Source organism: Psychrobacillus sp. MER TA 171 (assembly GCF_023713305.1).
Lineage (GTDB): Bacteria > Bacillota > Bacilli > Bacillales_A > Planococcaceae > Psychrobacillus.
Window position 1 is genome coordinate 293954 of sequence record NZ_JAMAWN010000002.1, and the last position, 21797, is coordinate 315750.

The 21797-nt window shown below is 37.0% G+C and carries 22 protein-coding genes; 6 read left to right on the top strand and 16 right to left on the bottom strand.

What is annotated here, in order from left to right; genetic code table 11:
* Positions 1–360: 360 nt before the first annotated feature.
* Together M3627_RS03560 and typA are read right to left on the bottom strand one after the other, a co-directional pair.
* Positions 361–684: a YlaH-like family protein gene (locus tag M3627_RS03560; RefSeq protein ID WP_446740153.1), complete on the bottom strand. Its 324-nt coding sequence runs from the start codon at positions 682–684 to the stop codon at positions 361–363.
* A 21-nt stretch (positions 685–705) separates the two neighbouring features.
* A complete protein-coding gene (gene typA, locus M3627_RS03565) occupies positions 706–2553 on the bottom strand; it encodes a translational GTPase TypA (RefSeq protein ID WP_169358939.1) in 1848 nt (615 codons plus the stop codon).
* A gap of 103 nt (positions 2554–2656) precedes the next feature.
* On the opposite strand from typA, the gene M3627_RS03570 reads away from it, so the two are divergent.
* Positions 2657–2845 (top strand): YlaF family protein, encoded by a 189-nt coding sequence (locus M3627_RS03570; RefSeq protein ID WP_169358938.1) that lies wholly within the window; start codon positions 2657–2659, stop codon positions 2843–2845.
* A 209-nt stretch (positions 2846–3054) separates the two neighbouring features.
* Here M3627_RS03570 and M3627_RS03575 read toward each other — a convergent pair whose 3' ends face one another.
* Both M3627_RS03575 and M3627_RS03580 read right to left on the bottom strand, forming a co-directional pair.
* Positions 3055–3846: an inositol monophosphatase family protein gene (locus M3627_RS03575; protein ID WP_169358937.1), complete on the bottom strand. Its 792-nt coding sequence runs from the start codon at positions 3844–3846 to the stop codon at positions 3055–3057.
* Positions 3847–3984: 138 nt separating this feature from the next.
* Positions 3985–4182, bottom strand: a complete 198-nt coding sequence (locus M3627_RS03580; RefSeq protein WP_169358936.1) for a hypothetical protein — start codon at positions 4180–4182, stop codon at positions 3985–3987.
* Positions 4183–4334: 152 nt separating this feature from the next.
* On the opposite strand from M3627_RS03580, the gene M3627_RS03585 reads away from it, so the two are divergent.
* On the top strand, positions 4335–4964 hold the full coding sequence (locus M3627_RS03585) for a YktB family protein (protein ID WP_169358935.1): 630 nt from the start codon (positions 4335–4337) through the stop codon (positions 4962–4964).
* Between the two features lie 35 nt (positions 4965–4999).
* Here M3627_RS03585 and M3627_RS03590 read toward each other — a convergent pair whose 3' ends face one another.
* Positions 5000–5269 carry a UPF0223 family protein gene (locus M3627_RS03590; protein ID WP_169358934.1) on the bottom strand — a complete coding sequence of 90 codons (270 nt, stop codon included), beginning with the start codon at positions 5267–5269 and terminating at the stop codon, positions 5000–5002.
* Between the two features lie 11 nt (positions 5270–5280).
* Positions 5281–6240 carry an NAD(P)H-dependent flavin oxidoreductase gene (locus M3627_RS03595; RefSeq protein ID WP_169358933.1) on the bottom strand — a complete coding sequence of 320 codons (960 nt, stop codon included), beginning with the start codon at positions 6238–6240 and terminating at the stop codon, positions 5281–5283.
* 449 nt (positions 6241–6689) lie between these two features.
* Here M3627_RS03595 and M3627_RS03600 point away from each other — a divergent pair, with 449 nt between their 5' ends.
* Positions 6690–8159, top strand: coding sequence for an aminotransferase class I/II-fold pyridoxal phosphate-dependent enzyme (locus tag M3627_RS03600; protein ID WP_169358932.1), 1470 nt, complete (start codon positions 6690–6692; stop codon positions 8157–8159).
* Between the two features lie 75 nt (positions 8160–8234).
* Here M3627_RS03600 and M3627_RS03605 read toward each other — a convergent pair whose 3' ends face one another.
* From M3627_RS03605 to M3627_RS03640, 8 genes are all read right to left on the bottom strand, one after another.
* The gene (locus M3627_RS03605) at positions 8235–8912 is read right to left on the bottom strand and encodes an LrgB family protein (protein ID WP_169358931.1); all 678 of its coding nucleotides are present in this window, start codon (positions 8910–8912) and stop codon (positions 8235–8237) included.
* A complete protein-coding gene (locus M3627_RS03610) occupies positions 8909–9292 on the bottom strand; it encodes a CidA/LrgA family protein (RefSeq protein ID WP_251552956.1) in 384 nt (127 codons plus the stop codon). Before M3627_RS03610 ends, M3627_RS03605 begins: the two co-directional genes overlap by 4 nt.
* Positions 9293–9682: 390 nt before the next feature.
* Positions 9683–10531 (bottom strand): polysaccharide deacetylase family protein, encoded by an 849-nt coding sequence (locus M3627_RS03615; protein ID WP_483315274.1) that lies wholly within the window; start codon positions 10529–10531, stop codon positions 9683–9685.
* A gap of 77 nt (positions 10532–10608) precedes the next feature.
* Positions 10609–12021 (bottom strand): dihydrolipoyl dehydrogenase, encoded by a 1413-nt coding sequence (lpdA, locus tag M3627_RS03620; RefSeq protein WP_169358928.1) that lies wholly within the window; start codon positions 12019–12021, stop codon positions 10609–10611.
* Between the two features lie 3 nt (positions 12022–12024).
* The gene (locus M3627_RS03625; protein ID WP_251552958.1) at positions 12025–13380 is read right to left on the bottom strand and encodes a dihydrolipoamide acetyltransferase family protein; all 1356 of its coding nucleotides are present in this window, start codon (positions 13378–13380) and stop codon (positions 12025–12027) included.
* Between the two features lie 30 nt (positions 13381–13410).
* On the bottom strand, positions 13411–14388 hold the full coding sequence (locus tag M3627_RS03630) for an alpha-ketoacid dehydrogenase subunit beta (RefSeq protein WP_251552959.1): 978 nt from the start codon (positions 14386–14388) through the stop codon (positions 13411–13413).
* A gap of 3 nt (positions 14389–14391) precedes the next feature.
* A complete protein-coding gene (pdhA, locus tag M3627_RS03635; protein WP_169358925.1) occupies positions 14392–15504 on the bottom strand; it encodes a pyruvate dehydrogenase (acetyl-transferring) E1 component subunit alpha in 1113 nt (370 codons plus the stop codon).
* A gap of 612 nt (positions 15505–16116) precedes the next feature.
* Entirely contained in the window at positions 16117–16761 is a 645-nt protein-coding gene (locus M3627_RS03640; RefSeq protein ID WP_169358924.1) for a YkyA family protein, read from the bottom strand.
* Positions 16762–16895: 134 nt separating this feature from the next.
* Here M3627_RS03640 and def point away from each other — a divergent pair, with 134 nt between their 5' ends.
* On the top strand, positions 16896–17453 hold the full coding sequence (gene def / locus M3627_RS03645) for a peptide deformylase (protein ID WP_169358923.1): 558 nt from the start codon (positions 16896–16898) through the stop codon (positions 17451–17453).
* A 72-nt stretch (positions 17454–17525) separates the two neighbouring features.
* Here def and M3627_RS03650 read toward each other — a convergent pair whose 3' ends face one another.
* Positions 17526–18461 carry a carbohydrate kinase family protein gene (locus M3627_RS03650; protein ID WP_251552960.1) on the bottom strand — a complete coding sequence of 312 codons (936 nt, stop codon included), beginning with the start codon at positions 18459–18461 and terminating at the stop codon, positions 17526–17528.
* An 11-nt stretch (positions 18462–18472) separates the two neighbouring features.
* A complete protein-coding gene (locus M3627_RS03655) occupies positions 18473–19246 on the bottom strand; it encodes a Cof-type HAD-IIB family hydrolase (protein WP_251552961.1) in 774 nt (257 codons plus the stop codon).
* A gap of 286 nt (positions 19247–19532) precedes the next feature.
* Here M3627_RS03655 and M3627_RS03660 point away from each other — a divergent pair, with 286 nt between their 5' ends.
* Entirely contained in the window at positions 19533–19742 is a 210-nt protein-coding gene (locus M3627_RS03660) for a DNA-dependent RNA polymerase subunit epsilon (protein ID WP_169358920.1), read from the top strand.
* A gap of 3 nt (positions 19743–19745) precedes the next feature.
* The gene (rnjA, locus tag M3627_RS03665; RefSeq protein WP_169358919.1) at positions 19746–21413 is read left to right on the top strand and encodes a ribonuclease J1; all 1668 of its coding nucleotides are present in this window, start codon (positions 19746–19748) and stop codon (positions 21411–21413) included.
* Positions 21414–21797: the final 384 nt, after the last annotated feature.

The window sequence follows — 21797 nt, forward strand, 5'->3', positions numbered from 1 at the left end:
GAGCCTTGAAAATATATAATGAGATGCCATCCTCGTACTGCATATTTTCTAAAATTTGTGACCATGGATGCGAGCCCAAGAGCTTCGTCTAACTTCGTCTTTCCTAGAACGCCTAACTGGGGTAGCCATTGTTCTCCGTTACTGTGAACGCTTTCCTGTGGCCTATAGTCTCTTTCTAGTAGTCGCAACCTTCACTCCGAACAACTAATATTACTTCTATAAGCAGATAATCTCTACATGGTTTCGGAAGAAGTTATAAAAAGAAAGCAGACCGAATTTTACTCATCGTAAAATTTGATCTGCTTTTAATTTTGAGGTGGATTATGTCTCAGCCTCGTTTATAGATTTAAAGTAGTCTACCTAAGTAGTCGAACCTCTTTTTTCTAGTTTTAATCGTATTTTATATATGATTAATATCAATGCAGCAACTAACAATGCTTCCACTACCGGAAGGAAAAATGCTAAGAAGGTCAACATTAAGCAACCTAACAAAAGGAAAATATAGATAACTACATTTTGCTTAAACACTAACTTCTTTGCAAATCCAAGCTTGTACACTAGCACCGACAATAAAAATATGACGATAAATAAAACATAGCCTGATACAGTAAAGTTGGGCATTGTTTCATATATAAACCTAGCGATAGAAGACATTCTACCCATTACTAGATCTTGTTCCTCCAAGGCTTGTCACCCTTTCAGTTCCTATTCCTGATCTGCACTTTTCTTTTTCTTCGTTACGCGTTCACGTTCGCTCTTCTCAAGAATTTTTTTACGTAAGCGAATAGACTCTGGTGTTACTTCCAGGTATTCATCATCGCCAAGGAATTCTAATGCTTCTTCTAAAGTTAAGATACGTGGGCGTTTAATAACATTTGTTTGGTCTTTATTTGCTGAACGAATGTTTGTTTTTTGTTTCATTTTAGTTATATTTACTGTGATATCAGCATCACGAGTATTTTCACCAACAATCATACCTTCATAAATTTCAGTACCTGGCTCTACGAATAGAGTTCCACGGTCTTCAATTTGCATCATACCATAAGTTGTTGCTTTTCCTGTTTCCATAGAAACAAGTACACCTTGGTGACGTCCGCCAACGCGACCTGCCACTACTGGTTGGTAGCTGTCAAATGTATGGTTAATGATTCCGAACCCTTTAGTCAAGGACATGAATTCAGTTGAATATCCGATTAATCCACGGGCAGGAACCATGAAAATCAAACGTACTTGGCCATTCCCACTATTAATCATATCTACCATTTCGCCTTTACGTGTACCCATAGACTCAATGATTGAACCTACACAGTCTTCTGGTACATCAATTTGAACGCGTTCAACCGGTTCACATTTTTTGCCATCAATTTCACGAATAATAACTTCAGGTTTAGATACTTGAAGCTCAAAACCTTCACGACGCATGTTCTCTATTAATATAGATAAGTGGAGTTCTCCACGACCAGAAACAACCCAAGCATCAGGTGAATCTGTATCTTCTACTCGTAAAGAAACATCTGTTTGTAATTGTGAACGAAGACGTTCTTCAATTTTACGAGATGTAACCCATTTACCTTCACGACCAGCAAACGGTGAGTTATTTGTTAAGAATGTCATTTGTAGCGTTGGCTCATCGATACGTAATGGAATTAAAGCGTCAGGATGGTCTGTAGGACAAACTGTTTCCCCTACGTTAATTTCTTCCATACCAGAAACCGCTATTAAATCTCCAGCTTTTGCAGATTCAATCTCTACACGTTTTAAACCGAAGAAACCAAACAATTTAGAAACACGGTAATTTTTAACTTTGCCATCTAATTTCATTAATGAAACTTGTTGACCTACTTCAATTGTACCGCGGAATACGCGACCAATACCGATACGGCCTACATAGTCATTATAGTCAAGTAATGCAACCTGGAACTGTAATGGCTCATCTGAATTATCAATTGGCGCTGGAATAGATTCAATGATTTTCTCAAATAAACACTTCATATCTTCTTCTTGGTTAGCTGGGTCAGCGTCTAAAGAAGCAGTCCCATTAACACCTGAAGCATATACTACTGGGAAGTCTAATTGATCGTCATCTGCACCTAACTCTATGAAAAGTTCTAATACTTCATCTACTACTTCTAGTGGACGAGCAGAATCTTTATCTACTTTGTTAACTACAACTATTGGTATTAATTTTTGTTCTAATGCTTTCTTCAATACAAAACGTGTTTGAGGCATACAACCTTCATATGCATCTACAACTAGTAAAACACCATCTACCATTTTTAAGATACGCTCTACTTCTCCACCAAAATCAGCATGGCCAGGTGTATCCAAAATATTGATGCGTGTGTCTTCATAATTTACAGCTGTGTTTTTTGCTAATATAGTAATTCCACGCTCGCGCTCTATATCGTTTGAGTCCATTGCTCTTTCGTCAACGTGTTCATTAGAACGGAACGTTCCTGATTGTTTTAATAATTGATCGACTAAAGTCGTTTTTCCATGGTCAACGTGTGCTATAATAGCTATGTTTCTTAAATCTTGACGTAATTTTGTCATATTTCCACTCCATATTCTTTTTTCATGTCCATAACTGTGCTATTATAACACAAGTAGAACTAAAGTTATAATATTTTTAATTATTTTCTTGGGGGTAATTGTTTTGAGTAACATTAAATGGGTTTTTGTATTGTTTTCTCTAGGCGCAATGTTGTCTATGGGTTTAATAGGAGTTGCTATTGCATTACGTAATATTCCGTTAGCATTATTGTTTTTAGCAATGTTATTTGTAGTAATGGGATTTGGCTTTAAAACGAAAAAGAAAATGCGTGAACAAGGGTTATTAGAATAGGAAAATCTAAATAAGCCCGAGTTTTTTATAATTATAGCTGGGTAGTTTATCAATTCTTTCTACTTCAGTAGAGGCTGGTCCTGACTAACGTCACTGACCAGTCTCTTTTTTTAAAGCCTTAATTCTTATCAACGATTACTTGTATGGTTTTCGACAATATAATTTTATAAGATTCTATTATATTTTTTAAATATATGAAACGAACTCATTTATTTTAAAATAATATATTTTGATAATAGTTGTTCATGAAGATTAGGCTTAGAGACTATAAATGAATTTTGTTTTAACAGATTTATAGGCTCGTTAGATAAGTTAGTAACAACTGCTCCCACTTCGTTTGCTATTACCATTCCTCCAGCGATATCCCATGGTGAAAGTCTCATGGACAAATATGCATCTAATCTTCCAGTGGCTACATAGGCAATCTCAATTGCAGCAGACCCAAAGGATCTAGTTCCTCTAGACGTTTGCACGAGCTCTATCATTCCATCGTGATGCACCATTCGATTTGGTACAACCCAACTAGCATTCACCCCTATAATAGATTTCTCTACTGTCGTACTCTCAAGCCGAGGGATCCTCACGTCGTTTAGGTATGCCCCTTGTCCCGAAGCAGCACTTAGTAAATCATCATCCATAACATTATAAATATAACCAAGAATTCCTTCGCCGTCCTTGTAAATACCTAACGATATAGCAAAGTTTTTCTTGAAGTGAATAAAGTTAGTAGTCCCATCAATTGGATCTAGCATCCAAACGTAGCCATCCAAATTTTCTATCTTATCTCCAAACCCTTCCTCTCCAAATATACGATGGTTTGGAAAATCTTTTTTAATATGTCTAATAAAAAACTTTTCTGTTTCCTTATCAATATTAGTAACTAAGTCATTCGCTTCCGACTTAGATTCGATAATTAACTCCTCCGAGAATGAGCTTCTTATTTGAGTCGCAGCTTGTTTAATCAATGATTTTGCATACTTATCAAGCATATGTAAGTCCATGTTACCACCCCTTCTATGTTCCTGTTAACTGACCGTCATACATGCTTTGCATATACTTAGTCTTAGTATAAAGAAAAAAACACCGGCTGTCTTTCAAGATTAGCTGGTGTTTTTCATGGTGCTATTAGTGACGACAACTTAAGTAAACGCATTTAGTTCATCCAGTGACTGATGAAGCTCTGTTAATCGCATCTTCGCTTCGCTAATTACTTCTTGGTCTCCATCTTGCATTGCATCGTATAAAGTAGCTAATTGATAATCCATTTCCAATTTCAATGTTTGAATTTTTTCCTTTTCCATATCATATTTACGAATTATATGCACAACCTGTTTCATAGTTAACACCTCTCCATAATCATTTTATCTTAATATTCAGAACTTTATACTTACATTATGCTACAAATCGATTTGTGTTAATAAATACTGCTTACAAGATTTTTACCCAAAAATCCGCTAAAATAAACATAGAAATTGAAAGGAGTTAATATATGAGTAAAACTTTTTGGCAAGAAAAAGATTTTGAAGTGTTTCAAATTGAAGGATTAGAAAATAGAATGACTGCTCTTATAGAGAATGTTCGACCTAAGTTTGAAGAACTTGGTAAACAATATAGCCTTTATTTTTCTGGTGTTCTTGGAGATGAGTTTTTTAGCCATGTAGCTAAGCACGCTCGTCGATCAGTTAACCCTCCAAAGGATAGTTGGGTAGCTTTTGCTCCTTACAAACGTGGTTACAAGGCTTTGCCTCATTTTCAAATTGGCTTATGGGGTACGCATTTATTTATCATAGTAGCAGTTATTTATGAAGCACCCGATAAAGTTGCAATTGCAGAGCGTTTGCTGCAACAAATGAGTCTATTTAAAAAGCTTCCAGATGATTTTATCGTTTCTGGGGACCATATGAAGCCAGAGGCCTCTTCCTTGAGGGAAGTTAATCAAGAGGGAGTAGAAGAGCTTCTAACGCGTCTGAGAGACGTTAAAAAGGGTGAATTTTTAGTTGGGCGTCATATACCTAAAGAAGAAGCTGTTAAATTAACAGAAACAGAATTATTCGACTTAGTAGAAAATACGTTTGAACAGCTTCTACCCATTTACAAAACTATGACCAATATAAAATAAGACAAGCTTTCCCTCCTTTTTAAGGAGGGATTACTTTATCCCTTTATAATTGCTTCGTTAGTTTGTTCTTTCATTTTTTTTATGATTGGGAAGCTTGCATATCCACTTTCTTTTTCAAACTCCCGAAAATATGTCTTTTCTTCCGCTATAGACGGAACTATTTCTTTAAAGCGACGATATTTATTCATCAGTTCTTCTCGCTTTATGCCTTTTTCATAAGCATTTTCAATTGCTTCAAAAAACTGTACTACGTCTACTATTTCTTTTGTAGACCAATCTAACGAAAAAGGGTATGTGTATTCCATTTTCAACTCTCCTATAATTTCCATTTTTTTCGTATATCTAGTGCCTCAGCTGCCATTCTGTCGATGAGCTCTTTCGTTGTAGGAATGTCATGAATCATACCTATTACTTGCCCTGCCCAAGCAAAGCCTTGGTCTTCGAAACCGTTATAAATAAATTGCTTGTTGGCTTCTCCACTAATATGATGCTTCAAATGCTCATATGTAGGGTTTTCCTTTTCCATAGTCAAAATAGTTTCGGTCCAACTATTACGGATAGCCCTTGCTGGCGACCCTAGCTCTTTTTTAATAACAACTGTATCTGTTTCCTCTTTTGATAATATGGCATTTTTATATGCTTCCGATGCATGGATACATTCCTTTGTTGCGATAAAACGAGTCCCCATTTCTATCCCTTCTGCTCCTAGAGCATGAGCAGCCATCCAGCCTCGCCCATCTCCAATGCCACCAGAAGCAATGACAGGTAATGAAACAGCATCTACAACTTGAGGGATAAGTACCATAGTTCCAATATCATCTCTCCCTAAGTGACCGCCACCCTCTTGCCCTACAACCATCACAGCGTCGGCCCCTAGCTGTTCTGCTTTTAAAGCCTGTCGCTTAGATGCGACTAAAACAAGCTTTTTGATATTCGTCTTATCTAGGGCATCTAAAATTGGCGCAGGATTGCCTCCAGTCATTGAAACTACTGGAACGTTTTCTTCGATAGCGACTTCAAGCATATGTTCATAAGGTCTACCTGTTTGCCCAATAGCAAAGTTTACGCCAAAAGGTTTATTTGTATGTTCTCTCACTTTATCAATCTCTTGGCGAAGCTCCTCCGGTGTTGAGAGACTCATAGCAGTTATCTGTCCTAAGCCACCCGCTTCTGAAACCGCAATGCATAGATCCGAATACGCAAGATATGCTAGTCCACCTTGTACTATAGGATATTTTGTTCCTAATAGATCTGTAACCCTTGTTTGAAATGACAAACTAATCCCCTCCCTTTATAGTAGTGTAAAGAAAATTTAATTAGGATTCAATCTATCTATTAAAGGATAGAATTTTAAATGAGCCGTTTTAAATCCTTAAAGTAGGTTATGTATGTATTAGAAGACTCTAACAAGACAAGTCCGTAGGAAAAACATACAAGTTTGCATAAGGTTATCGTTTACTGCTTAAATGCTTGTTAACTGTTCTTCATTATAAAATGCTTTTAAAAACAAATGACTTTTAAAATACTTGTAGAAGCAAACCTCTCGATTTCTTTTCTATTTGTCCAGCAAAATTAATGCATCTTAATAATTTTGAATTATTTTTATAGTAATAAATTTCCTTAAATGCTATAATTCTTTTGTTTTTAACATTGCATCAACGTCTCTATTAATAATTACTAGAATCGTTTACATGCACAAAAATTTAATTAGAGGTGGTATAAGCGTTGTCACAATTAGAAACTCCTATCTTCGATGCTTTATTGAAGCATCGAAATCGTCATCCAATTCAGTTCCACATTCCTGGTCATAAGAAAGGGAAAGGGATGGACCCTGCATTTCGAGAGTTTGTTGGAGATAATGTACTTTCAATTGATTTAATCAATATAGCTCCATTAGATGACCTACATTCTCCAAAAGGAGCCATCAAAAAAGCTCAACATCTAGCTGCAGAAGCTTTTGGAGCAGATGAAACCTTTTTCTCTGTTCAAGGTACGAGTGGAGCTATTATGACAATGATCCTTACTATTTGTGGACCTGGGGATAAGATCCTTGTTCCACGAAATGTTCATAAATCTATTATGTCTGCCATTGTATTTGCAGGTGCTATACCCGTATTTATACATCCCGAGGTAGATAAAGAACTTGGTGTTTCGCATGGTATTTCTGTGGAATCCGTAGAAAAAGCAATAGAAGCACATCCAGATGCAAAAGGTTTACTTGTTATCAACCCAACTTATTTTGGTTTAGCAGCCGATTTAAAGAGAATTGTAGATATTTCTCATGCGCACGGTATACCTGTAGTAGTGGATGAAGCTCATGGTGTACATATCCACTTTCATAATGACCTTCCTATTTCGGCAATGTCTGCCGGTGCTGATATGGCCGCAACATCTGTACACAAACTTGGAGGATCTATGACTCAAAGCTCCGTCCTGAATGTAAGAGAAGGACTAGTTTCTGCAAAAAGGGTACAATCAATCCTTTCCATGCTTACAACGACTTCTACATCCTATCCTCTTTTAGCTTCTCTAGATACCGCTAGAAGACAGTTAGCTATACATGGAGAGGATTTAATAGGCGAAGCAATCGAAATTGCTGAGGAAACTCGTAAACGTATAAATGAAATTGAACATATCCATTGTGTAGGAAGAGAAATATTACAATCCTCCGCTACTTACGATATGGATCCAACTAAGCTACTAATTAGCGTTAAAAATTTAGGAATCACTGGATTTGAAGCTGAAATTTGGCTTAGAGAAAAAGCGAATATTGAAGTAGAGCTTTCTGATTTATATAATATCCTTTGCCTGATTACGCTAGGAGATACAAAAAAAGAAGTAGACATGCTTGTTAATGCATTATCGAGAATGGTAGTGGCATATGAATCTGCAGCAACAATAGTAGAATCAGCTGTAACCTTACCAGACATCCCTGGTTTAGCTATGTCACCTCGAGATGCATTTTACGCAGAAACTGAATCTATTCCACTATTAGAAGCCAGTGGCCGTATTTCTGCTGAATTCGTAATGGTCTACCCTCCTGGTATTCCTATTTTTATTCCCGGGGAAATAATTACTCAAGGAAATATTGACTATATCTTGATGAACCTAGAGGCAGGCTTACCAGTACAGGGACCAGAAGACGACACATTAGAAATGATTCATGTTATTAAAGAGCATCAGGCTATCATTTAGTATATTAAACTTTCAGCTCCAATCAAAAACAGACTTTTGACGGCTAACGTCGTCAAAGTCTGTTTTTTAATAGAATCAAAAAATTAAAAAGGCAAACACTGGACATATAAAGGCCCCTAAAATAGCACTAAGAGTCATTGCCACTGACCCCATCGTCATCGTCTCTTCCCCATACTCGGATAGCTTAGATAAGCCGATGCCATGCGATGCACTACCTATAGATATCCCCCTGCTGATTGCGGTATCTATGTGAAATAGTTTAAAGAGAAACGGTCCAGCTAATGCTCCTATTAAACCAGCTAAAATTACAAAAACTGCTGTCAAAGTTGGAATACCCCCAATTGATTCGCTAATAGGCATCGCAATTGGAGAAGTAATTGACTTTGGTAATAAGGATTTTTGAAGAAACTCCTCAAAAGACATAAGTTTAGCTATTATAACAATACTAATTAGTCCAGAAAGCATTGCTACAGTAACACCTAATATAATCGTCACCTTGTTTTTTATAATTTTTTCTCGCTGTATATATAAAGGGTAAGCCATCCCTACTACCGCTGGTCCGAGCATTGCATCAATCCACTTGGCACCTGACATATATGTATCGTAAGAAACTCCTGAAAAACTTAACACTACTACAAGGATAATCGTAGTAGTTAAAATAGGTAATAGTAAAGGATAGGTGAACCTTCTATAGAGAAAAGTCATCCCTATAAAAATAATGATTGTACCAATTACCATCGCTAGAGAAATCATTTCAAATCCTCCCCTACTATTTTACTTTCAAAGTATTGACATACCTTTCCTGCTACTACAATTGTAAACATTGTACTAATTATTAAAGCGATTATTATAAAAACCCCTTTTAACGAGGCTAACTGAGGGTAATCCATTATCCCTGCGGTCGCCGGCACAAAGAATAAGGCAAGAAATGCAAGTAAAAAACCAGCCCCATCTTTTATAAGATTGGCTGGAATTATTTTTAGCAGGAGGCACGCTAATAGTATTAATAATCCAGCAATACTTCCAGGAAAGGAAAACGGTAATAATTCCACTACAAAAGATCCTAGAGTAGAGAATAAATAAAGAATAATTACTTGAAAAATGATTCGACCTACTTTTTTTATTTTGTTCATTATGTACTTTAAAAGTTTATTCTTTTAAAGTTTCACCTCCATAAACGCTGATAATAGAAATAATTTTACGCCTTCTCTTTTAGTATGTCCATGAGTAGAAAATCAGTTTACTTGTTTGGAATGAATCGGATAATTTGCCTTCCAGGTGGACGCTTTCCGCCGGCATGGCCTCAGCCTCCTCGTCGCTACGCTCCTGCGGGGTCTTCACCTCTTGCTATTCCGGCTGGAGTCGCCACCTTCCACTCCAATCAACTAGTATTTTCATATGAGAAACTTAATGTAGCGTCTAAAAACTAGATTAGAGGAATTTACCTCAATATCATTCCAAATAACAAAATACCTCAAAAGATTTATATCTCGAGGTATTTTGTCAGAACTAGATTCGAAAAATTATTCTATCGTTTTAATAGTTTTTGGATCAATCAATTCATACCCTTTTGCTCGTAAGCCTTCTACAATTTTCGAAAGAGCTGCTGCGGTCCATTCTCGATCATGCATTAGCAAATTTGCTCCGTCTACTAGATACTCCGTATTAACCATAATATCTGCTAAACTATTAGCCTCCATATATTGTTTCTCCCAATCGTATCCATATGTCCAATTCATCAAGACCATTCCTTCTTGTTGAACCAAGGACTTACTAAAATCAGTATTTACACCAAAAGGAGCTCGGAAAAATTTAGGCTTCTCACCGATCACTGCTTCTACCGTCTCGTTTACTTTAATTATTTCTTCTTGTTGCTGTTCTTCACTGCTATTTTTTAAGTTCGCGTGTGTTTGAGTGTGATTTCCAATAGAAAAGCCTAAATCATATATCTCTTTTAAATTAGCTTTTTCTTCCTCTGAATCTATGAAATGACCATTCACAAAAAAGATAGCTGGAGCATCAAGTTCTTTTAATGTTTTCGCCATTTCGACAGCATATTTATCTGGAGCATCGTCAATCGTTAAAAGCACAGCCTTAGGATTCGCATCAGTAATTGGTTTTATCGTCCAATTTGCCTCATTAATTTCATACTTTATTTCCGAAACAGGTTCTTCCTCAATGACTTCCTCTACAGGCTTTATTTCTTCCACTTTTTCAGTTTCTTCCGGCTTTGTTTCTACCGTTTCTTTATTAACTTCATTTTTTTCTCCAAGCTCTTTTTGAACTTCCGTTGTTTCTGCATTACATCCTACTAATAAAAAAGTTAGTGCTGCGGGTAATAACCAAGTTGTAAGTTTCAATATAATCACCATATCCCTTCTATTTCCATTCTAACAGTCAAAAAGAAAACCGTGTAGAGTATTTCTACACGGTTTTATCGACCTACTTATTATTTAGATAGAATATGGATTGGGTGACCCATTACTACTTCTGCAGCTTCCATTGCAATTTCTCCAAGCGTTGGATGTGCATGAATAGTCATAGCGATATCCTCAACCGTCATACCTGCTTCAATTGCTAAACCAAGTTCAGCGATCATATCAGATGCACCTTGACCTACGATTTGAGCGCCAAGTAATAAACCATCTTCTTTACGAGAAACAAGTTTTACAAAGCCTTCTGTCGCGTTAAGAGCAAGCGCACGACCGTTAGCTCCGAATGGGAACTTACCAGCTGCTACATCAAATCCTTGTTCTTTTGCTTGTGCTTCAGATAAACCAACTGTAGCTAGCTCTGGATCTGTGAAGCACACAGCTGGAATTGCAAGATAATCTACAACAGATGATTGACCAGCAATCGCTTCAGCAGCTACCTTACCTTCATAAGATGCTTTGTGAGCAAGCTGAGGACCAGCTACTACATCACCGATAGCAAAGATATTGCTAATGCTAGTGCGACACTGCTTATCTACTTCGATTAATCCGCGTTCTGCAAATTTAATACCAAGCTCTTCTAAACCAATTTCATCGGTGTTAGGGCGGCGGCCAACTGTAACTAATACATAGTCAGCTTCCACTTTTTTCTCTTCTCCACCAACTTCATAAGTTACGACTACGCCAGTATCAGATTCTTCAACACCTTTTGCAGATGCTTTCACTACCATATCTACGCCTTTTTTCTTCAAGCCTTTTTTAACAATAGTAGTCATTTGTTTTTCGAAGCCAGCTAAAATATCGTCTCCGCCTTCGATAATTGTAACTTGTGAACCTAGGTTAGCATATGCAGAACCTAACTCAGTTCCAATGTACCCTCCACCAATTACTACTAATTTTTCAGGTACCTCTTGAAGATTTAAAGCACCAGTTGAGTTAATAACACGTTTTGTATATTTAAATGTTGGAATTTCTACTGGACGAGATCCAGTAGCGATTATCGCATGTTTAAAAGTATAAGTTTGTGCAGACTTCTCATCCATTACACGGACTGTATTTGCATCAACAAAGTAAGCTTCACCAGAAACCACTTCAATATTGTTACCTTTTAATAATCCGGAAACACCGCTAGTTAATTTTTTCACAACACTTTCTTTGAAAGCTTGTGCTTTTGAAAAGTCAATTTTAACATCAGATGCCGTGATACCCATGTCATCTGAATGTTTTGCTTGTTCAAAACGGTGACCAACTGAGATTAACGCTTTAGAAGGGATACACCCTACGTTTAAGCATACTCCACCGATATGTTCTTTCTCTACAACTACTACCTTTTGTCCTGTTTGTGCAGCACGAATTGCAGCTACATAACCTCCAGGACCTGAACCTATTACTAAAGTATCTGTTTCAATCGGGAAATCTCCTACTACCATTTTTTACGCCTCCATTAATAATAATTCTGGACTGCTTAATAAACGTTTTATATGGTTCAACGCATGTTGGGCAGTCGCACCATCGATCATGCGATGATCAAAGCTCAATGATAATGCTAACACAGGAGCGGCTACAATTTCACTATTTTTTATTACAGGTTTTTCTGAAATTCGACCAATTCCGAGGATTGCCACTTCCGGATGGTTGATAACAGGTGTAAACCATTGTCCACCAGCAGAGCCAATATTAGAAATTGAGCATGATGCACCCTTCATCTCAGCTGGAGATAATTTGCCGTCTCTAGCTTTTGTAGCTAATGAATTAATTTCGTCAGAGATTGTAAATACTGATTTACGATCTGCATTCTTAATAACAGGCACTAACAATCCTTTTTCTGTATCCGCTGCTATCCCTATGTTGTAATAATGCTTTTGGATAACTTCGTTTGTATCATCATCATACGAAGTATTTAAGGCTGGGAATTCACGCAATGTACTTACTAAAGCTTTCACTACATAAGGTAAATAAGTTAACTTGATATTTTTCTCTGCAGCTATTTCTTTGAATTTCTTGCGATGTGCAACTAGCTCAGTAACATCCACTTCATCCATAAGCGTTACATGTGGTGCAGTATGCTTGGAATTAACCATTGCTTTTGCAATTGCCTTACGCATTGGAGATAGTTTCTCACGAGTTTCAGGGAATTCTCCTTCTAAGCTAACTGGTGCAGAAGATTTTGTTTCTTGCACTTCCTCTTTTGCTTGAGCTGGAGAAGATTTTGTTTCTTCTACTGATTGATCTCCAGATAAGAATGCTTCAATATCTTCTTTTAAAACTCGACCGTTTTTCCCTGTACCATTTACGTCTGCAATATTAACTTCATTTTCACGTGCAAATTTACGAACGGAAGGCATCGCAATTACACGAGTGTCGCCTTTTGGCTCAGGCTTCGATTCATTCGTAGATGCTTTAGCCTCTGTTTTAGTAGGTGGTTGTTGGTTTTTAGAAGCATCTACAGGTTCTTTCTCCACTTCCTTACCATCCTCTAAAGTAGATTGAACCTGAGCTTCTGTTTTTTCTTCACCACTATGATCGCCTTTAAATTGAAGATCCTCATAGCCAGGTGCATCCAACTTAACTAGTACGTCGCCAACTACAGCAACTGTTCCTTCGCTTACCAACACGTCTGTTACTTTTCCTTTTACAGGTGAAGGAATTTCTACTACAGCTTTATCATTTTGTACTTCGCAAAGGATATCGTCCTCATCAACTTCGTCACCGGCCTTAACAAACCATTTAACGATTTCTCCTTCATGTATACCTTCTCCAATATCCGGTAGGCGGAATTCAAATGCCAAAGTGCTCACCCTTTCTATTGTTCGTTTCTTTTAGAAATTTAATACTTTCTTTGCTGTTTCCATTATATCTTTAGAGTTTGGTAACCAAACTGTCTCTGCTTGAGAGAATGGGAATACAGTATCTGGTGCAGCCACACGTAGAACTGGAGCCTCTAGGCTTAGAATAGCTCTCTCTGTAATTTCTGCAACAACGTTTGCTGCAATACCAGCTTGTTTTTGCGCCTCTTGTACAACAATTGCGCGGTTTGTTTTTTCTACAGAAGCAATGATTGTTTCGATATCTAATGGTTGTACAGTACGAAGATCCACAACTTCAACAGAGTGTCCTTCTTTTTCTAGTTCCTCAGCTGCTTTCAAGCTTTCTTGAACCATTGCACCATAAGCAATGATCGTTAAATCAGTACCTTCACGTTTCACGTCTGCTTTTCCAAGAGGAATAGTATACTCTTCCTCAGGAACTTCACCGCGGAAAGAACGATATAATTTCATATGTTCTAAGAAAATAACTGGATCATTATCACGAATAGCGGATATTAGTAAACCCTTTGCATCGTAAGGTGTAGATGGAATAACTACTTTCACACCAGGAGTTGAAGTCATTAAAAGCTCCAAGCTATCTGCGTGCATTTCTGGTGTATGAACTCCTCCACCAAAAGGTGAACGTATAGTTACTGGTGCATTAAAAGCACCACCTGTACGGAAACGCATACGAGATAATTGTCCACTAATTGAATCCATCACTTCATATACGAAACCAAAGAATTGGATTTCAGGAACAGGACGGAATCCTTGTAACGAAAGACCAACTGCTAGTCCACCAATACCTGACTCTGCAAGTGGTGTATCAAATACGCGGTCTTCCCCAAATTCTTTTTGTAGCCCTTCAGTTGCACGGAATACTCCGCCGTTATTACCAACGTCTTCGCCGAAGACTAACACATTTTCATCATTTTTAAGCTCAGTACGGAGAGCATCCGTAATCGCTTGAATCATCGTCATTTGCGCCATTGGTTACTTCGACTCCTTCTCTGTATAGTAAGCTAATTGCTCATCTAAGTTATATGGATTTTCTTCATACATAATATTTATTAAATCAGTTACTTTTTGTTTTGGAGCAGAATCTGCTTTTTTAATAGCATCTTTAATCTCTTCTTTTGCTCTCTCAATAACTTCTGCTTCTTTTTCTTCGCTCCAAATACCTTTACCTTCCAAATACTTGCGGAAGCGTACTAGCGGATCTTTTTTCTCCCATTCTGAATCCGTTTCAGATGTACGGTAGCGTGTAGGATCATCACCAGCCATTGTATGAGGGCCATATCGATAACAAACCGTCTCGATTAAGCTTGGTCCTTCACCTTTAACAGCACGGTCTCTAGCATCCTTCGTTGCAACATATACTGCAAGTGGATCCATACCGTCTACTACGATACTTGGTAAACCAGCCGCAATACCTTTTTGTGCAATTGTTTTTGCTGCTGTTTGTAACTCACGAGGAGTGGAAATAGCGTACTGGTTGTTTTGGACGATAAACACTGCTGGTACACGGAAAGCACCTGCGAAGTTAATACCTTCGTAAAAGTCCCCTTGTGAAGAACCACCGTCTCCTGTATATGTAATAGCAATAGATTTCTTACCGCGTTTTTGCATACCTAAAGCTACTCCAGCTGCTTGAATAAATTGCGCACCAATAATAATTTGTGGTGGGAACACGTTTACACCTTCTGGAATTTGGTTACCCATAAAATGACCACGTGAAAATAAAAATGCTTGCCATAATGGTAAGCCATGCCAAACTATTTGTGGAACATCGCGATAGCCTGGTAGGATGAAATCTTCTTTTTCACATGCGAAATGGGAAGCAAGCTGGGAAGCCTCTTGCCCTGCTGTAGGTGCATAGAATCCTAAACGCCCTTGACGATTTAACGAGATAGAACGTTGATCTAATATTCTTGTGTAAACCATACGACTCATTAATTCAACTAAATCTTCTTCCGATAAATTAGGGTCTGCTTGCTCATTAACAATTTCCCCGTCTTCATTTAAAATCTGGAACATTTCAAACTTTTCTTCGATTTCATGAAGCGTTTTCATTGGGTCAAACTGGTTTTCTTTGTTTGAAGCCATAAAGCACCTCTCCTTTTTCTCTGTATTAAAATAAAGTTGCACATTGATTGGTACAATATCAATTACTTCTTAGTATACTCAAGAATAAATGGTCGGTCAATCATCTAGAACTCTACCATTTTTATATTAGAATATTAAAAAAGTTTAATTCTGTAGTACTCATTAATTTAATCTGTACTATATCAGTTTGGAAGAAATCGCCTGATTTTTATTACACCTTTTTCAAACAGAATTTCTATACTGGTATATAAACCACCTTTTCGATATACATACCACCTCTTCTATTTTTTACACATTTTTTATTTTTATGCTCATAGAAAATCACCTTAAAGATTAATAGGATAACTCTAATAAAAATTCTAGTGATTCACTTTCCGTTACAACTCGACCATTAATAATCAGTCTCTATATGTTTTGACTCCTAATGTTGAGCTTATCGCTCACCCAGAGGAAAGCTTCTGGGTGGTGCGGAAATCAACCTTCAGATTAAAAAATTTATTTGCATCATATAAATCAACCCTCCCCTTTATCAGAGCCTAAAATATAAAAATACCCCGCAAATGTTAATTATGTTACTAACATTTGCGGGGCAACTATTCATAAGGCAATCTATTATTCTTCTTTTTGAAGTGTGGAAAAAGCCTGATCTTTTACTTCATTTAATTGTTTAGTTAAATCATTAAATTCTTGAACTGCTTGTTGCACAGCTTCATTCTGCTTATTAACCTCTGCAACCTGCTCTTGAATTTTAGATACGTCCGCTTCTTCATCTAAAAGCATATTATAAAGAGCGTCTTGTAAGCTTGCAAGAGAGTTATATTGTTCAACCAACTTATCATACGAATCATATCGATTTTTAAAAGCATCTTCTACTGAACGGATACTTTCCTTTTCGGATTCCTCTTTAGCATCAGAAATAACTGACTCTAGGTCTGTAAGCTTCTCCTTTGCTTTCGAAATGGAATCTTTTTCTTTTTCTACCAGTGTCATACGTTCTTCTAATAGATTAGCAGTTGCATCTACTTGAGCACTAAGCTCTTCTTTTTGGTCCTGAGTTAATTCCATCATGCTTTGAAAATTTCCCTGTTCCTTTAACTCTGTTTCCTTCAAGGAAGTCTGAACTTCTCTATAGCCTTCTTCTGCTTCATAGATTTCAGTTAAAACATCAGATAATTTTTCCTGAGTACTTTCTCCAAAAGAGCAGGCAGACAATAGTAAAAGTGACATGAAAGGAACCACGAATATTAATTTTTTCATTCCGTAACCTCCTATACCCATTTTCAACTATAATTGTTCTAGTTACTAAATTCAACTGACTTATATACCTTTTTGTTTAGTAAAACGACATAATTCGATATAATAGAAATATGAAATTTGAAAGGACGATCAAGATGATTTTAATGCCTAACATTATTAGAGATGGACATCCTACTCTACGCAAGAAAACGGAAGAGCTTACCTTTCCACTCACTGAGGATGAAAAAGCTCTGGCACATGATTTATTGGAGTACGTTATAAATAGCCAAGATGATGAAATGGTGAAAAAATACAACCTTCGTCCTGGAATTGGAATTGCTGCACCCCAAGTAAACCAATCTAAAAGAATGTTTGCCATACACCTAATGGATGAGAACGATCAGGAAATAAGCTTTGTTGCAGTTAACCCTAAAATTATTAGCCATTCCGTAGAAAAAACATATATACCTTCTGGTGAAGGCTGTCTATCTGTAGACGAAGTTATTGAAGGGTATGTTCCTCGATATGCCAGAATTACAGCAACTGGATTTTATCCAGATGGAACTCCATTTAAGAAACGTCTAAAAGGTCTGGCTGCTATCGCCTTCCAACATGAATTAGACCATTTGAATGGCATTATGTTTTATGACCATATTAATCCACAAAATCCTTATGCGGAAATAGCAGATGCATTTCCTTACGAAAATAAATAATTAAAAAGATTGGCCTCTACGGAGACCAATCTTTTTTTACTAATAAATGCTCTGCTCCTAAAGTAACTACCATTAGTTTATATCGGACAATTTTGGCATAGCAGACAACGCTCCAAAGTTTGTAGCACAAATAGATCCGAGCTTATTCCCAAAAGCAATATATCTGATCCATTCTTCTCTAGTTTCAGGCTTACCTTCTGACTGGATTTTTGATAGAATTCCTGCCATAAATGCATCTCCAGCACCGGTTGTATCAACAGCTATTACCTTTTCAGTTGGAATATGAACCAGTTCCCCTTCGATCATGGCGTATGTTCCATTTGCTCCAACTGTTACAAGGATTACGGAAATATTATATTCCGCTAATCTATTAAGACCCTCTAATTGAGTATTAGCTTGAGTTAAAAAGAGAAGTTCTTCCTCCGTGATTTTAAATATATCTACGTCATGAAGAAACGAACAAATTGTCTCTCTGCATTGCTGTTCAGTATTCCATCTTAAAGGGCGAATATTAGCATCAAACGATATTAGCGCACTAGATTTCTTCACTTCATCTACTATTTTTCTAGTAGTCTCTCTAGCGATTGAATGAAATAATGTCCCAGAGCAAAAATGGAAAGCACTTGCTTGATTAAAAGCATTCAAGTCTATCATAGAGAAATCTACTTGTAAGTCAGGCGTATCATCTAAATAAGTATGAAAATGACGATCGTTATTTTCTGTTAAGTGCACATAAACTCCACTTATAGATTTTTCCGGGTCGACCTGTATATAAGAAAGGTCAACTCCTTCTGCTTCTAGCTCTCTCTTCACAAATTTAGAGGTATCATCTTCTCCGATAATAGTTATAAAAGAGGAAGAAGAGCCTAGTCTGCCAATACCTGCAGCTACATTTACAGTGGCTCCCCCTAAAAACTTTTTAAAGCTCTTATTTGTTTGATCCTTTGAAATATAGTCAACAAAGGCATCGCCATATACTAATACGTACTTATTACTTTGCTCTATCATGTGATACTCCTTTAAATTAGCTTTAATTGCCTCATTGCATTTACTAGACCATTTTCTGAGACATGTTCTGTAACGATTGTTGCGTGTTTTTTAAGTTCATCTACAGCATTTCCCATAGCTACACCTGTACCTACGAACTTCAGCATTTCTACATCATTTAATCCGTCCCCGAATGCAACTGCATTTTGACGAGTTTCTCCTAAGTATTCTAAAAGTATCTCAATCCCAACAGCTTTAGACATACCCTTAGGGAGCACATCACAAGATACTCTGTGCCATCTTACAAAGGACAAGTTAGGAAATGCACGTTCATACTCCTCTTGTACTACTTCTTCACAAAAGACAAGTGCCTGATGGATATCGTTATTTAAATAAAAGTTTTCTGCCTGTCTAGGAAAACCGACCTTTAAAGTTGAAATACTTTCAATTACATCTTGATGATCAGGTACATTAGAAACCATCTCATGACTGTCCATATATACTAAAGGTTGGTCTTTCAAAGCTGCAAACTCCGAAAGTTTTTTAAGCTCTTCCTTATCTATAACACCTTTATGTATGGTTTTGCCCTCAAATTGAACAATTTGACCATTATAAGTTATATAAGAATCAATTTGAAGTTGATCTACGATTGCTTTAGCAAGAAATGGTGCTCTCCCAGTAGCGATTACAGTAATATGTCCATTTTCTCTCGCTTGTCTAAATGCTTCTTCTACCCCTTCAGAAATATTTTTCTCTAAATCTAAAATGGTTCCATCTATATCGAAAATCAATACTTTTTTTTCCATTATTTTTTCTCCCTTTTCAAGTTAAATTATTTGACTTTTCTGTTGAAATCCTTTACAAACTCCACAATTTCATATATAATACGTCATAAGGAGTGGATTGCCATGTTGAAACGCTTGAAAAGAAAACTGTTGCGGCGACTCGGCGGAATGCTCAGAAACAAAACTATTGCTTAAGTCAAATGTCTTGCCCTTCAAAAATTGGAGGGCTTTTCTTTATTTTAAATAAGTAGCGTGATAATATAAAGAGAATTGATTTATTTTGAACGTGAAAAAGGAGAGTATAAAAATGATTTATAAAGTTTATTATCAAGAAAACGCACTAGAGGTACCAGTTCGCGAAAACACTAAAAGCTTATACGTAGAGGCTGAATCAGAGCGTGAGGTTCGTTCACTTCTTATAGACCGCAAGTATAACATTGAGCTTATCCAGCTGCTTGAAGGTAACCACTTGGAATACGAACAAGCAAGTCCAAATTTCAAAGTAGAAGAGTTGTAATTCATGAAATTTGTAAAAAATGACCAAACAGCTGTTTTCGCCCTCGGCGGACTAGGTGAAATCGGCAAAAATACGTATGGCGTTCAATTTCAAGATGAAATTATTCTAATTGATGCTGGTATTAAATTCCCAGAGGATGATCTTTTAGGAATCGATTATGTGATCCCAGACTATACTTATTTAGTCAAAAATGTGGACAAGATTAAAGGCCTTTTTATTACCCACGGACATGAAGACCATATTGGTGGAATTCCTTACTTACTAAAGCAACTCAATGTCCCAGTTTACGGAAGTAAGCTAGCATTGGGTCTGCTTCGAAACAAGCTAGAAGAGCATGGCTTACTTCGTCAAACGAAAATGAATGTAATCGAAGAAGACGATGTGATTAAGTTCAGAAAAACAGCTGTAAGCTTTTTTAGAACTACGCATAGTATACCTGATGCTTTTGGAATTGTGGTAAAAACTCCACCTGGTAATATTGTGCATACAGGAGATTTCAAATTTGACTTTACTCCTGTCGGCGAACCTGCAAACTTAACGAAAATGGCCGAAATCGGTCGTGATGGCGTTCTTTGTCTTCTTTCAGATAGTACTAATGCTGAAGTTCCTAACTTCACAATGTCCGAACGCAAAGTTGGAGAAAGTATGGATTCCATTTTCCGTAAAGTAAATGGTCGTATTATTTTTGCAACCTTTGCTTCGAATATCCATAGACTTCAACAAGTAATAGACGCTGCGATTCATCATAATCGCAAAATTGCTGTTTTCGGAAGAAGTATGGACAACAATATTACAATTGGTCGAGAGCTAGGTTATATTACAGCCCCTAAGGAAATGTTCATTGATACAAGCGCATTAAACCGATTACCTGCTAACGAAGTTTTAATCCTCTGCACAGGTAGTCAAGGGGAACCAATGGCAGCTCTTTCTCGAATTGCTAATGGTACTCACCGACAAATTCAGATTCAGCCAGGAGATACCGTAGTATTTTCTTCTTCTCCTATCCCAGGTAACAGAGCAAGCGTTAATAGAACGATTAATCTGTTATTCCGTGCAGGTGCTGAAGTTATTCATGGTTCCTTGAACAATGTCCATACTTCTGGGCATGGCTCTCAGGAAGAACAAAAGCTAATGCTACGTTTGATGAAGCCAAAATTCTTTATGCCAATCCACGGTGAGTTCCGTATGTTAAAAATCCATACAGAATTAGCGGCAGATTGTGATGTTCCTATCGAAAACACGTTTATTATGGAGAATGGACAAGTTTTAGCTTTAAGCTCCAACGAAGCACATATCGCAGGACGTATCCCATCTGGAGATGTCTATATTGATGGTAGTGGTATCGGGGATATTGGTAATATTGTATTAAGAGATCGTAGAATTCTTTCTGAAGAAGGCTTAGTAATAGTAGTTGTTAGTGCGGATATGGAAAGAAAGAAAATTGTTTCTGGTCCTGATATTATTTCTAGAGGATTCGTGTATATGCGTGAATCTGGCACCATGATTAATGAAGCACAGCAAATGCTAAATAAACATTTAAGATTTACCATTCAAGACAAAGCAATAGAATGGTCTGAATTGAAAAACGAAATTACAGATGTTTTAAGCCCTTATTTATATGAAAAGACTAAACGCCGTCCAATGATTTTACCAATCATTATGGAAGTGTAAATAGTATAATCTAATCTAGTAGCTTTCTACTAAATATCTTCGACTGCAATCATCCACGAGGTTTTCGTGCTTGATTGCAGTCGTTTTTTAATTTTATAATTGCTTATTTATAGTAAACACGAATAATTAAAAGAGAATAATGAAAATTAAATGCTTTAGTCAATAAAGTAGTATTGATTTTCGCTCATATCTCGGACGCTTTCCGCGGGGGGAGCGAAAAGCCACCCCCCCATCGCTTACGCGCGTGGTTGTGATGCCTTATCTGTCTCCCTCCTCCCGCTGGAGCATTCCTGTATTATAACTTTAAAGGCACTTGAAAAAAAAAGAACCCTCTTATATGATGCTAGAGTAACAACCAATGAATACTCAAAACATATATAGGAG

Excerpts from the sequence above, each read along its gene's own strand:
- typA (WP_169358939.1), bottom strand. The coding sequence starts at position 2,553 with ATGACAAAATTACGTCAAGATTTAAGAAACATAGCTATTATAGCACAC.
- M3627_RS03575 (WP_169358937.1), bottom strand. The coding sequence starts at position 3,846 with ATGGACTTACATATGCTTGATAAGTATGCAAAATCATTGATTAAACAA.
- M3627_RS03580 (WP_169358936.1), bottom strand. The coding sequence starts at position 4,182 with ATGAAACAGGTTGTGCATATAATTCGTAAATATGATATGGAAAAGGAA.
- M3627_RS03585 (WP_169358935.1), top strand. The coding sequence starts at position 4,335 with ATGAGTAAAACTTTTTGGCAAGAAAAAGATTTTGAAGTGTTTCAAATT.
- M3627_RS03590 (WP_169358934.1), bottom strand. The coding sequence starts at position 5,269 with ATGGAATACACATACCCTTTTTCGTTAGATTGGTCTACAAAAGAAATA.
- M3627_RS03605 (WP_169358931.1), bottom strand. The coding sequence starts at position 8,912 with ATGATTTCTCTAGCGATGGTAATTGGTACAATCATTATTTTTATAGGG.
- M3627_RS03610 (WP_251552956.1), bottom strand. The coding sequence starts at position 9,292 with ATGAACAAAATAAAAAAAGTAGGTCGAATCATTTTTCAAGTAATTATT.
- M3627_RS03615 (WP_483315274.1), bottom strand. The coding sequence starts at position 10,531 with ATGGTGATTATATTGAAACTTACAACTTGGTTATTACCCGCAGCACTA.
- lpdA (WP_169358928.1), bottom strand. The coding sequence starts at position 12,021 with ATGGTAGTAGGAGATTTCCCGATTGAAACAGATACTTTAGTAATAGGT.
- M3627_RS03630 (WP_251552959.1), bottom strand. The coding sequence starts at position 14,388 with ATGGCGCAAATGACGATGATTCAAGCGATTACGGATGCTCTCCGTACT.
- pdhA (WP_169358925.1), bottom strand. The coding sequence starts at position 15,504 with ATGGCTTCAAACAAAGAAAACCAGTTTGACCCAATGAAAACGCTTCAT.
- M3627_RS03640 (WP_169358924.1), bottom strand. The coding sequence starts at position 16,761 with ATGAAAAAATTAATATTCGTGGTTCCTTTCATGTCACTTTTACTATTG.
- def (WP_169358923.1), top strand. The coding sequence starts at position 16,896 with ATGATTTTAATGCCTAACATTATTAGAGATGGACATCCTACTCTACGC.
- M3627_RS03650 (WP_251552960.1), bottom strand. The coding sequence starts at position 18,461 with ATGATAGAGCAAAGTAATAAGTACGTATTAGTATATGGCGATGCCTTT.
- M3627_RS03655 (WP_251552961.1), bottom strand. The coding sequence starts at position 19,246 with ATGGAAAAAAAAGTATTGATTTTCGATATAGATGGAACCATTTTAGAT.
- M3627_RS03660 (WP_169358920.1), top strand. The coding sequence starts at position 19,533 with ATGATTTATAAAGTTTATTATCAAGAAAACGCACTAGAGGTACCAGTT.
- rnjA (WP_169358919.1), top strand. The coding sequence starts at position 19,746 with ATGAAATTTGTAAAAAATGACCAAACAGCTGTTTTCGCCCTCGGCGGA.